At 44.4% G+C, this 12,857-nt stretch carries 12 protein-coding genes; all 12 read left to right on the top strand.

Going from position 1 to position 12,857, the window contains the following annotated elements; all coding sequences use genetic code 11:
* Positions 1 to 182: 182 nt before the first annotated feature.
* The 12 genes from G457_RS0112090 to G457_RS0112035 are packed head-to-tail and all read left to right on the top strand — an operon-like array spanning position 183 to position 12,855.
* On the top strand, positions 183 to 791 hold the full coding sequence (locus tag G457_RS0112090) for a DUF4255 domain-containing protein (protein ID WP_024283980.1): 609 nt from the start codon (positions 183 to 185) through the stop codon (positions 789 to 791).
* Positions 788 to 1,918, top strand: a complete 1,131-nt coding sequence (locus G457_RS0112085; protein ID WP_026946716.1) for a hypothetical protein — start codon at positions 788 to 790, stop codon at positions 1,916 to 1,918. Before G457_RS0112090 ends, G457_RS0112085 begins: the two co-directional genes overlap by 4 nt.
* 11 nt (positions 1,919 to 1,929) lie before the next feature.
* A complete protein-coding gene (locus tag G457_RS22550; protein ID WP_026946715.1) occupies positions 1,930 to 3,657 on the top strand; it encodes a phage tail sheath family protein in 1,728 nt (575 codons plus the stop codon).
* A 23-nt stretch (positions 3,658 to 3,680) separates the two neighbouring features.
* Complete coding sequence (locus tag G457_RS0112075) at positions 3,681 to 5,120, top strand: phage tail sheath family protein (RefSeq protein ID WP_026946714.1); 1,440 nt, start codon at positions 3,681 to 3,683, stop codon at positions 5,118 to 5,120.
* A 20-nt stretch (positions 5,121 to 5,140) separates the two neighbouring features.
* Positions 5,141 to 5,575, top strand: coding sequence for a phage tail protein (locus tag G457_RS0112070; protein ID WP_024283984.1), 435 nt, complete (start codon positions 5,141 to 5,143; stop codon positions 5,573 to 5,575).
* Positions 5,576 to 5,578: 3 nt separating this feature from the next.
* The gene (locus G457_RS0112065) at positions 5,579 to 6,052 is read left to right on the top strand and encodes a phage tail protein (RefSeq protein ID WP_026946713.1); all 474 of its coding nucleotides are present in this window, start codon (positions 5,579 to 5,581) and stop codon (positions 6,050 to 6,052) included.
* A gap of 2 nt (positions 6,053 to 6,054) precedes the next feature.
* Positions 6,055 to 6,210, top strand: coding sequence for a DUF5908 family protein (locus tag G457_RS22810; RefSeq protein ID WP_155847146.1), 156 nt, complete (start codon positions 6,055 to 6,057; stop codon positions 6,208 to 6,210).
* 6 nt (positions 6,211 to 6,216) lie between these two features.
* Complete coding sequence (locus G457_RS22260; protein ID WP_051260815.1) at positions 6,217 to 7,008, top strand: CIS tube protein; 792 nt, start codon at positions 6,217 to 6,219, stop codon at positions 7,006 to 7,008.
* A 3-nt stretch (positions 7,009 to 7,011) separates the two neighbouring features.
* A complete protein-coding gene (vgrG, locus tag G457_RS0112050; RefSeq protein WP_035483779.1) occupies positions 7,012 to 8,763 on the top strand; it encodes a type VI secretion system tip protein VgrG in 1,752 nt (583 codons plus the stop codon).
* A 3-nt stretch (positions 8,764 to 8,766) separates the two neighbouring features.
* The gene (locus G457_RS0112045) at positions 8,767 to 9,045 is read left to right on the top strand and encodes a PAAR domain-containing protein (protein WP_026946711.1); all 279 of its coding nucleotides are present in this window, start codon (positions 8,767 to 8,769) and stop codon (positions 9,043 to 9,045) included.
* Between the two features lies 1 nt (position 9,046).
* Entirely contained in the window at positions 9,047 to 9,460 is a 414-nt protein-coding gene (locus tag G457_RS0112040; RefSeq protein ID WP_035483777.1) for a GPW/gp25 family protein, read from the top strand.
* Entirely contained in the window at positions 9,457 to 12,855 is a 3,399-nt protein-coding gene (locus G457_RS0112035) for a baseplate J/gp47 family protein (protein ID WP_026946709.1), read from the top strand. The genes G457_RS0112040 and G457_RS0112035 overlap by 4 nt, the downstream gene beginning before the upstream one ends.
* Positions 12,856 to 12,857: the final 2 nt, after the last annotated feature.

The following is a 12,857-nucleotide window of genomic DNA, read 5'->3' as shown; positions in this document are numbered from 1 at the left end:
TAAAAAGATAGAGATTATTTTTAAACTCTTTTTGGTTTATATTTAATTGATTTTCAGTATTTTACAATATTTTCATGAGAATTTTTCAAGTTATTTCAATCTTATTTTTTCCTATCAAAGCCCAAGCCACTTCAATACCTTAAGAGGATCTTTATATTCTTTCATTCTTTCACTTTTAGTCGATGATCCATTCTGTTTTAGAATTTCTTACGGATGAGTTAAACACCTTTATCAAACTAAAGGTAGGCGATCCTACGACAACTCGGATTTATCTCTCTGGAGTAACCAACGAGGCTGGAATAGCCATCCCTGATCAATCTTTGGGTATTTCCCTGATCAATATTGAAGAAGAGCGGGTCAATAAAGACCAGCAAAACCGATTCGTCAATGCAGTGGGAAAAGTCGAGAAGCGAAACCCCGAAATCCGACTCAACCTCTACGTCCTAATCACGGCTAATTTTCAAAATAAGAACCCTAACAACTCCTCGGATGATTATGTGGAAGGGCTAAAGCAGCTGAGCTATGCAATTTCTTTTTTCCAATCGAAAAACGTCTTTACGCCTGAAAACAGCCCCGGTTTGGGGAGTTTCGATCCCAATCTTCAAAAGATAGTAGTGGAATTGTACAGCTATTCCTTTGAGCAGCTTTACAATTTCTGGTCTGTGGTAGGTGCAAAATACCTGCCCAGTGTGCTGTATAAAATCAAAACCATCAGCATTCAGGAAAATGCAGTCCTCGAGCAGGGTGAGCCGATCGAGCAGATATTCACACAAAGCCAGCACAAGTCATGAATATCATCTACAAGAGACTTTTCGAGCTTTCTATACGACACGAGTTTTTCGCAAATGGGAAAGGAAGAAACCTCAATCTAATTCCCACCAAAGAAACGCAGAACCTTTTCAAAAGTGGGCGAATGCTTTTTAGAGATACTCCCAATGGCACCTTAGTTTTATATCGGGCAAAAAATGACCTAGTAAGCCCTGAAATAGATCTTCATCGACCGAAAACATTCACTTTTTTGCTGCAGAGTACTGATCAGGCTTTTATCCAAACTGTCAGCGATTTTGATAAACTACCCAGAAAATTTTCTTCTGGTGACTTTTTACATTTTCAAAATCTTCCTGCCCAAGCTTCCACCGATTCCTCGAGTCCAGAGTCCCTAGAACATGAAATATTGGATGGAAGACGTCCCATGAGATTCAGCTCAGAATTAGTACTAAATCCAAATCCCGGTATAGTCATTCTTCAAGTCCTGGATTCGGATGGGAACAAAATCAGCTCAGGTCAGGATTTCAATGGCCAAGCATTTCCGGTAGATCGAAATATCCAAGCTGAACCCGATGGGAAGGTTCGATTTGAAATCAATCTAAATGGAAAAAAGGAAGGAGTGTACACAATTCGACTCCGAAATGACTTAGATACCACGACGCTTTGGACGCGTGACTTTTTTTTATCCGCAGATCCAAATTTATCAAATAGCCTTGGTGTAGTACAGATTCGATACAGCAACTCACCGGATCATTTATATGGATTGCAGGAGTTTTATCGCCTACAACTAAACAGAAAGACCTCAAAGTGGACATACTACATCGTCAACCAAAATAAGCGAATAGACTTGAGCTCATCTACCCTGATCATCGAGGACAGGGAAAATCCCCCAAGCTCTCCCTATTCACAATATCAATTTGATCAGTTGGGAAGTGCGCCTCATCCGGATATCCGGATCAATGATCAGGATACGGTTATTTTCAGATCTCAGGTACCCATCCCCTATTTCGAAAGACCAAAGCTCAACTTAGAGCTCAGGCGAAATCCGGGCAACAGGGTTTTGCTTACCCATCTTCCCAATCCCCTTCGACAAAGTCCTATCAAATCAGACGGAGGAGATTCCATATCAGAAATCTTTGTATTCATCTAGCCTTATAGACCATGGCCGACTTTAAAACACCGGGAGTTTACATCCAAGAAATTTCCACTCTTCCTGCTTCTGTAGTGCCTGTTGCTACTGCTGTTCCGGCATTTATCGGATATACAGCCAAACGGGAGAAAAACGGGACTCCCATACCGAATAATAAACCTACGAGGATAACCTCCTATTTAGAGTTTAAAGAAATTTTTGGGGATTCCTTCTACGAGCGTTATGAAATCAGCCTATCAAGTACAGAGCCGGGGTTTATCATCACAGACCCCAGTCATTTTTCCCATTACCTGCTTCCATATCAGGTCTATCTCTACTTTTTGAATGGAGGAGGACCATGCTACATCGTATCCGTAGGTACTCACATTTCCAATCCCAGTGGAAATGAAATTGATCCGGCAGCCCTATTGGCAGGTCTGACTGCCTTAGAGGAAGAGGATGAGCCTACGCTGTTGGTAGTACCTGAGGCAGCGGTTATGTCCGATGTCAACCGGACCACCCTTCATGACCAAATGCTTGCACAGTGTGCTAAACTTCAAGACCGGTTTGCCATCATGGATGTGCTTCATTACTCCAACAACACCCCCTTGCAAGACGCGACAGCCTTTCGGGCCGAAGTAGGCACAGGTGATCTGAAATACGGAGCGGCTTATTACCCCGGACTGAGAACTTTCCTCTTTAGAAACTTCAATGAAAAAACACTCATTCTAACTGATAACCGTGGTGGAGCGGCACAGGGCCCCTTCCATCAAATGCCCTTAGAAATGCTGGGAAAAGGTGGAACCCATGCTGTAGGAATCATCCAGATAACCAATAATGCCAATCTGGATCTTGACTCATTTACCATCGACACCGACACTTTTGTAGAAGGTACAGATTTCAATAAAGAACTGGGGCCTTCAGCGAATGCTGGATCTGCTGAAAATTTACTAATAGCCATCCAAGCTGCCGCAAATCCAAACTACACCGCCCGAAGAATAGGGGCCACTCTAATCATCGAAGCCACCACAGAAGGAAGTGCAGGGGAAACCCTTGTCCTGACATATACGGATAATGGTGATGGAGGAGCAGCAATCAGCCCAGGAGGTACTCTTCGAATTCCCCAGGCAGAGAAATCTCTGTACAATGAGATCAAAAAAAAGCTGGAATCTAAGTTTATGACATTATATCCCTCCGCTGCCATGGCAGGAATCTACGCCAGAGTGGATAGTCAGCGGGGAGTCTGGAAAGCACCAGCAAATGTCAGCGTCCGAGGCGTATCCCAACCAGACATTCTACTATCTGCACCGGATCAGGAACCATTAAACGTAGATGCCACCTCAGGAAAATCAATCAATGCCATCCGTAATTTCCCGGGAAAAGGAAACCTCGTATGGGGAGCAAGAACGCTCGCCGGTAATGACAATGAATGGAGGTATATCCCTGTACGGAGACTTTACATTTTCGTCGAAGAATCTGTCAAAAAAGCGACTGAATTTGTGGTTTTTGAGCCCAATGACGCCAATACCTGGATGCGAGTAAAAGCGATGATCGAAAACTTCCTCTCCGGACTATGGAGAGAAGGAGCACTAGCTGGTGCCAAACCCGAGCAGGCATTTTTTGTCCGAGTGGGACTGGGTCAGACCATGACCTCATTGGATATTCTCGAAGGCCGAATGAATGTAGAAATTGGCCTAGCGGCCGTACGGCCTGCCGAATTCATCATTTTGAAATTCTCACACAAGCTTCAAGAAAGCTGATCTAACCATTAACAAAATATATCATGGCAAATTATTTCACACCAGGCGTTTACATTGAGGAGATTTCCACGCTCCCTGCCTCAGTTGCAGCAGTGGAAACTGCAATTCCCGCCTTTATCGGACATACCGCTTTGGCCTCCAAAAATGGAGAAGATGTACGGGGAATCCCAACAAGGATTTCATCCATGCTTGAATATGAATCCATTTTCGGAAAGGCAAATCCAGAGGCGATCTCAGTCATCATTGAAGACACCTATGGAGGACCACCAACCAAGTTGATTAATCGAAAAATTACTGCGGCACTCACCGGTTCAGACTCGGCATTCAAAATGTATTACAGCCTTCGAATGTTCTTCGACAATGGAGGGGGCCCCTGCTATATCGTATCAGTCCAGGATTTCTCGACTAGCCCCATTGTAGGAGAATCTACCAACAGCGCCTCATTATTGGGAGGCTTGGCTGCTCTGGAAAAAGTAGATGAGCCCACCTTGATTCTTTTTCCGGACGATTTGAGTCTTGTCAACGCGGGATTGGTATACGAGCAAGCATTGGAACAGTGTGATAAGCTTCAGGATCGATTTGTCATTATGGATGTGAAGGAAGAAACTACCGATCCCATCGCAGATGCCGGGAATTTCCGGGGATCGTTTGGCAATATAGATTTAAAATATGGGGCCGTCTACTACCCAAAACTTAAGTCGGCCCTCAGCTATGGATTTGACAATACCACAGTAAGCATCGTCCAAAACAGTAGCTATGAAGGCACTGAAACGCCAGCTCCTTCAACTCCTACTGACGCCAATAGTAAAACTCTGGATTGGGTAGCCGGAAATGATCCTAGTCTTCATCGGGCTATCCTAGCTGAAATCAGCAAGCTCAATGTCACTTTACCTCCAGGTGGAGCTATTGCAGGAGTCTATGCCCGGGTCGACAGTCAGCGAGGTGTGTGGAAAGCCCCTGCAAATGTGAGCATCAGGTCAGTTGTCGGCCCTTCTCTCAAAGTGACCCACGAACAACAAGCCTCTCTGAATGTAGATGCTGCTTCAGGAAAGTCTATCAATGTCATTCGCAGCTTCACCGGAAAAGGAACCTTAGTCTGGGGAGCCCGAACCTTAGCAGGAAATGACAATGAATGGCGCTACGTCCCCGTGAGGAGGCTATTTATTTTCATCGAAGAATCTGTCAAAAAGGCTACCGAATTTGTGGTATTCGAGCCTAATGATGCCAATACTTGGCTCCGGGTAAAAACCATGATCGAAAACTTCCTCTCCAAACTCTGGAGAGACGGAGCGCTGGCAGGTGCTAAACCTGAGGATGCCTTCTTTGTCAGAGTGGGACTAGGTACGACTATGACTTCTCAAGACATCTTGGAAGGTCGCATGAATGTGGAAATAGGGCTGGCCGCCGTAAGACCAGCTGAATTCATCATTCTCAAATTTTCTCATAAACTTCAAGAATCATAAACAATTAAAATTTCAATACCATGGCAGTAGCATATCCAGTTTCCGTCTTTCATTTCCAGGTAGAATGGGGCGGTACCCGCATTGGTTTTACAGAAGTATCCGGTCTTACTGTGGAGCTTCAGTCCATCGACTACCGTGAAGGTAGTTCTTTGGAATACCACGTCAGCAAGATGCCGGGAATCCCACAATACAGCAATATCACTCTAAAAAGAGGTGTTTTTAGAGCAGACAACGAGTTTTTCCAATGGCTGAATACTGTCAGGAAAAACAATATCGAACGCAGAGATCTCACTATCAGTCTCCTCAACGAAGAGCATGAGCCTGTGATGGTATGGAAAGTAAAAGAGGCATGGCCCTGCAAAGTAGAAGGACCTTCTTTAAACTCTACTGGCAATGAAGTGGCCATTGAGACCATTGAACTCTGTCACGAAGGACTTTCTATAGAAACCCCCTAATAGATGGCGCTATTCTATCCACCTACCGGGTTTCATTTTCTGGTTCGGTTTGAGGGGCTACTCCTAAAGTATCCTGGTATCCCGGACGTGGGCTTTCAGGAAGTCGGCGGGCTCAGTGTGGAAATTGGCGTAGAGGAATACGCCGAAGGTGGGGAAAACCGATTTAAGCACAGAATGCCCAATCCGGTATCCTATCCCAACCTTACGATGAAGCGAGGAATGCTGATCGGATCTCAATTGATGCAATGGTTCAAAGACTCCATGGAAGGCTTTCAGTTTGAAGCCCAGGACATTACGGTAATCTTACTCAATGACCAACACCTCCCGCTTCAAGCTTGGAATTTCATCAATTCCTGGCCCGTAAAGTGGAGTATTGAAGGATTAAATGCGATGGAAAATTCATTAATGATAGAATCCATCGAGTTTGCATATCAGTATTACCGAAGAATTGATCCTACGGACCTTTTACCTATCTAAATATGCCTATAGAAGTCAAAGAACTCATCATCCGCACCACAGTCGATTCTGCTGATGAAAAACCTACCGGTAAAAACCGCCCTCTTCCAAGGGCTGAAGCACTGGAAAAAGGCATGGAGGAAATCATCCGATTGATCAAAGACAAAAACGAACGCTAAAAGTCCATGGCACTGAAAGACATATTTTCTCCCTTAAGAGGTCTGGAAAAGCTGAAAATCACTGCATTTTCTGATGACTTTTTCACGTCTTCAAGACAGACTTATGTCGTCATGTACAATCCTACGGCCTACAGCCAAGAAGTGCAAAACAAATGGGTTCCTGAGGAAGGTTTGGCCGACGGAGCACAAAACCAATTCCGATCCAATCAATCGGAATCTGTCACTTTTGAATTCCTGTTTGATGCCACCGCAGCCTCCCCACCGGGGAATGATACACCTGGCGACATCAATCTGGACTACTTGGGGGACAGTAAACCCAATACCGATTTGATCAGTAATGATAAAATCTCAGCCATTCAGATCATTCAGAAGGATAAGCATGTGGATCGGGCAATCCAAAAATTTCTGGACATCACACAAAAAATCCAATCTGATACCCATAAACCCAACTTCCTCCAGATCAATTGGGGAGCATTTCAATTCCGCGGAGTGCTCGAAAGCGCCACCATCAATTACAAGCTCTTCAATTCAGCAGGATTACCCATTAGGGCTACCATTTCAGCGAAGTTTAAGCAGTCCATTTCCCGAGAGGAGCAGGCCGCAGAAACTTCAAGAAACTCTCCAGATCTGACCCACATCCGCACAGTGAAGGCCGGGGATACCCTGCCGATCATGTGTCAAAGAATCTACGGAACTCCAGATTATTACCTGGAAATCGCCAGGATCAACCAGCTCAAAAATTTTCGAAAACTAGAAATAGGCGAGGAGCTTTCATTTCCTCCTGTCAAAAAAAATTAATCTATGCCAATATTACCTGTCAGCACACGGACCAATCCAGATTTGGCCACCTTCACCATCCTATCGGAAGGTCAGGAATTGCCTGCTTCTGTAGGAGTAGCCATGCTTGCTGTAACTTATGCCATCAACAAAGTACCTGCAGCCAAGCTGGTTCTTTTTGATGGAGATGTAGCCACAGGACAATTTAACCTAAGTGACGGGGATTTATTTGTTCCCGGTAAAAAAATCGAAATCAAAGCAGGCTACAATAATGACGAGGAGCAAATTTTTGAAGGAATCATTATCAAGCATGGCCTCGATATCAGTAAAGACTCCTCAAAGTTAGTTCTGGAACTTCGGGATCCGGTAATTCGAATGACGGTAGGACGAAAAAACAATTACTACTTCGACTCTTCCGACTCAGAAATTATGGAGTCTCTGATAGGCAACTACTCGGACTTGAACGCCAAGGTCGAAAGCACGCAGCCCACTCATGCCGAGATGGTTCAATACTATTGTACCGATTGGGATTTTATTCTGACAAGGGCTGAGTCCTGTGGAAAAATCGTCAGAGTGAAAGGGGGTGAAGTAGAAATATTCAAACCTGACACTGGAGGCGAGGCCGTTTTGGATCTTGAGTTTGGGATGAATGTCATCAGTTTTGAGGCAGAAATGGACGCAAGAAAGCAATTTTCGTCCAGTATAACCTTGAGCTGGGATGCAGCTATTCAAGAGATCAAAGAAAAGGAAGCTACCGATCCAGGTCTTGATTTGCTGGGAAATATCAGCCCGGATGAGCTGGCGGCAGTGATCGGCCTCAGTGAAAACAAACTTCAACATGGGGGGCCAAAAAAGGACGAGGAACTCCAATCTTGGGCTGATACCCACCTCCTCCGCAGTAGGCTGTCAAAAATACAGGGAAGGTTAAAAACTCTCGGAGATAACAGGATCCGGCCCGGTGACATGGTTTCATTAATAGGTTTTGGGGATCGATTTAACGGCAAAGCCTTTGTCTCATCGGTTTACCATGAAATATCCCCTAATCAGAAGTGGTTTACTCATATAGGTCTCGGATTAGACCCTAAATTAATCGCATACACCTACGACGACATTGAAGATGTACCAGCGGCAGGACTCTTACCTGCCATCAAAGGCCTCCAAATCGGCAAGGTGACGGCCCTAGAAAATGATCCTGATGGAGAATTCAGGGTGAAAGTAGTCATCCCTTTGATCAATCCAGAAGAAGAAGGCATCTGGGCAAGAATGGCTCAAATGGATGCAGGAGATGGAAGAGGCAGCTTTTTCTATCCTGAAATAGGTGATGAAGTCATTATTGGATTTATCAATGAAGACCCAAGAGATGCGGTAGTTCTCGGCAGACTATACAGCAGTGCCAAGGCTGCGCCTTTAGAACCTTCCGACGATAATCATGAAAAAGGGATTTTTACTCGCTCCGGTATGCGATTAGTCTTCAATGACGATTTGGTTGCCCTCACCATAGAAACTCCCAATGGCAATAAAATCCTACTTAGTGAAGATGAAGGAGTGATAAAAATTGAAGATGAAAACAAAAACCTATTTCAAATGGGCAGTGAAGGAATTGACTTGGAAAGCGAAAACAATATCACCATTAAAGCAAATGGGGATATCAAAATGGAAGGAACCAATATCGAACTCAAAGCCAGTGCTGAATTTAAGGCAGATGGCAGTGCCTCTGCCTCTTTGAATTCATCTGGAAATACAGAAGTAAAAGGATCAATCGTGCAAATAAACTAAGCTATGCCAGCAGCAGCCAGAGTCACAGATCTTACTAATCACGGAGGTACCATCGTCGGGCCCGGTAAACCGAATGTGCTGATCGGTGGAATGCCCGCTGCAGTCATGGGGGATATGCACCTCTGTGCTTTACCTCCTTCAGGACATCAACCGACTTCCAGTCCCTTTACGATTGGGAGCGCTACGGTTATGATAGGAGGAATGCCTGCGCTAAGAGTAGGAGATACCTGCGGCTGCGGTGCTTCGGCAGCAGTCGGTGAACCCACAGTAATTATTGGATGATATGGAAGATAATAATTCATTTTTAGGCAGAGGCTGGGGATTCCCTGTGGCATTTAAAAGAGACTCTACTGAGGTATTACTCGCAGAGAAAGAAGAAGATATTCGTCAAAGTCTGATCATCCTCCTAAATACTACCGTGGGAGAGCGAGTCATGCGCCCAGATTATGGCGCCAATATGGAAGATTTGCTATTCGAAGCGCTAAATGTTACCACCGCTACCATCATTATCAACCGAATCAAAAGAGCCATTTTATTTCATGAACCCCGAGTGAAGGCAGACGAGATTGATATGCGGCCAAACTACGAGGAAGGTAGAGTAGAAGTACTCATCAACTATCGAATTATCGCCACCAACAATCGGAAAAACCTAGTCTATCCATACCTCAGCATTGAAGCTACAGACACCGAACTATGAGTCAGGACAATTGCCATAACTTGATTGCTCCAGGGAGCGGCACCAACCGGGGAAATCGGCTGCTGGAAAGCCTATTGCCTGACTACGTAGCAGTAGACCCTCGGAAATTGGAGGAATTAAAGGCATTTGCCAAAAACCTTGCAGCTGAATTGAAATTTGCTGAAGGCAAAAAGGTCGGAGATAAGGAGACTGTTGAATTCAAGGGAGATTGGAAGCCATTTTTTGACAAAAAAATAAGCGAAGACCAGCGAAATTCACCCCATTTTGTTTTGTTTTTGGCCTTTTTGAATGCATTCTCTATCGCTCAAAAAGAACTTAACGCTTTGAGCAAAAAGCATCTCGACTTTTTCTTCCGAGATGTATTGAGACTTCGGCAAAAGCCTGCAGAGTCTGATCAAGCCTATCTCATCTTGCAGCTGGCGAAGCATGTACATGAACATTTACTCCTAAAAGGAACTGGATTCAAAGCCGGCAAAGACGATTTAGGAAATGAGGTCATTTTTGAAAACCCCCATAATCAGGTTTTCAACAAATCAGAAGTTGCTTCCATTCAGGCACTATTCAAAGATGAAAATTCACGTTTTTATAAATCTTCCATCGCCAATTCTTCCGATGGAAAAGGCGGAGAAATATCAGAATCAGATGGAAGATGGCAACCTTTTGGAAGACCTAAGATCCTATTCCCGAATTCCGAAAGAGAACTAGCCACGTTGGGATTTGCCATTGCTTCGCCCATGCTTTTTTTACAGGAAGGACATCGAAAAATCGAACTTTCCCTTCAACTCAAAAAATCAGATGGACTGCTCGAACGACTCCAATCTCTCCATCTGGATAAATCATTCCGATTTTGGCTAAGCGGGGAAGAAGAATGGATCGAAGCACTTCCCGCTCTGGCCGCTACAGAAGAAGAGGCTGAGGATGAGGCGCTTTATTTCATTAATTCTGCCAACAATTGGGTAGATATCGCAGGAATTGAACCTCAGATGGGTAGAGTATTCGATAATCCTGAAATTGGAAAGCATCGGCCATTTCAAGGATATGACATCGGAGAGGTAGCGGCAAAGAATATTCTAGCGAGAAGAACCGCACTGGGAGGAAGATTCCTCGAATTAAAAGATGTCGGAAAAGTCCGAGGTGTAGGAGATGATAAGATTGAAGACCTCAAATACAGCTTCAGAAAGCAGGCACACTGGGTCCAGGATAAAGGAGATCACCTCGTTTTAGCCCTCAATTTTAAGCTAATCCCAGACCAAGCAGCAGTAGTAGGATATTTGGAGGAAATTCTCCTTCAAAAATTCAAAACCCGCTTACCTGTATTAAAAGTAGAGCTGGCTGATACGTTTCAAAGTTACCCTTACAGCATTCTCAAGGGACTGAAAGTTTCAAAAGTCAGACTCCAAACGGAAGTCAAAGGTCTTGAAAGCCTTATTCTCCAAAATGATCAGTCCGTTCTTCCTGTTGGAAAAAATATTTTTCCCTTTGGATTTAGACCTCAGATTGGCTCCTCTTTTTATATAGGCAGCAGGGAAGCTTTTTCCAAAAAACTCGACAGCCTGAATCTTCATTTTGAATGGTTTGGTCTTCCCGGCAATTTGGGAGAGCATTATGCAAATTATACCAATAAAGACCGCGACAATGAGAGCTTTTTGGTGAAAACAGCCTTATTGGATGACAAAACTTGGGTGACTGGCCCACAAAAAAGATTATTTAATCAAAACAACAACCAAACCCTTCAGACCAATCAAACCCTTTCTTTTGAAAGTGCCTTCTTAAATCAATTAAAGGCCGAGCCTGAATTAAATGAATTCAGCGAGTGGTCCCCCAAGCTCCGAAGAGGGGTCATCCGGCTCAACTTGGCAGGAAAAGACTTTGGCCATCAAGAATATCCAGCCGATCTGGCCAAGGCTATTATTGCCCTCAATAAAGCGCCTAAGACACCGCTTCCCAAGGAACCATATTCTCCGGAAATCAAATCGGTCAAATTGGACTATACAGCTGTAGAAACCTACTCAGAAGGCAGAAATTCAGACTTTGCATTCTTCCACATTGGTGCATTCGGAGAAGCAAGCATCAATTGGGACCCCAAGGGCTTTGACCTATTGCCAAGCTATGAGGCAGAAGGAAGTCTATACATAGGGCTGAAAAACCATCTGCCGGCCCAGTCATTACAATTATTGATCCGAGTCTTGGACGGAAGCGGAAATCCCGAAAAGCCAGTCCCAACGGTAAGTTGGAGCTATTTAAGTGATAACACCTGGTTGCCCTTTGCCAAGCTGGATATCACAGGAGACGAGACCAATGGATTGATTCAAACAGGGATTATTGGATTTACACCTCCCAAAGCAGCGAATTCTTCCCATACCATCCATACAGATGGACTCACCTGGATCAAAGCCTCCGTTGATAACAACAGCGATACCATCCCGCTTTTTACCCACATCATTACACAAGCAATACGGGTGACTTTTGAAGACAAAGGAAATGATCCAGACCGCCTGTCAGAAGCACTCCCTGCAAAAAGCATATCCAAGCTGGTGACAGGGCAAAGTCAAATCAGCAAAATTTCTCAGCCCTTTGCTTCCTTTGGAGGAAAAACTCAGGAAAAACCGGAGGATTTTTACCTGAGGGTTTCCGAGCGGATTCGTCATAAGCAACGAGCCATTACCCGATGGGATTATGAGCATCTGGTACTGGAGAAATTTCCGGAAATCTACCAGGTTAAAGTGCTCAACCACACCTTTTACAACGGCAACCTGGAAAAATATCGTGCTCTGTCACCCCGGCATATCACAGTGGTGATCATCGCAAATGTACTCAATCAAAATGCCATTGACCCTTTGAGACCAAAGGCAAGCGTGGCCTTGATAGCTTCTGTAAAGGAATTTCTTGAAAAAATCAATCCTCCTGGGGTGTTTCTTCATGTAGTGAATCCGATCTATGAAGAACTCCAGGTTAAAACCAAGATCAAATTTCACACGGGTATCGACAGCAGCTTTTTTACCAAAAAGCTGGAGGATGAAATCAAGACCTTTCTTTCCCCCTGGGCCTATCAGTTGCCAGAAGGATTTGACTTTGCCGGTGAGATTCACAGCTCTCAGATCCTTCATTTCATTGAAAAAAGATCTTATGTGGACTTCCTCACCTGTTTCGAACTCTATCAGATCATCAAAAACCCCATTGATGGAAGTATTCTTTCCAAAAGGCGGGTAGACGAAGCTCAGGGCAGTACGGGAATATCCATCTTGGGATCTACAGGAACCATCGGGAATCATGGAGATCACAAATTGGAAATCCTAGAGGGTGATGACTGCGAATGTCCGGATAATGAAATAAAAGCCGCTGTCAGCATTGGCTCAGTCGAAGATTCTGACATGGATGAAGCCTACGATACTTAAAC

The organism is Algoriphagus marincola DSM 16067, from assembly GCF_000429405.1.
Taxonomy (GTDB): domain Bacteria; phylum Bacteroidota; class Bacteroidia; order Cytophagales; family Cyclobacteriaceae; genus Algoriphagus; species Algoriphagus marincola.
This window is presented reverse-complemented; position numbering and strand designations above follow the sequence as displayed.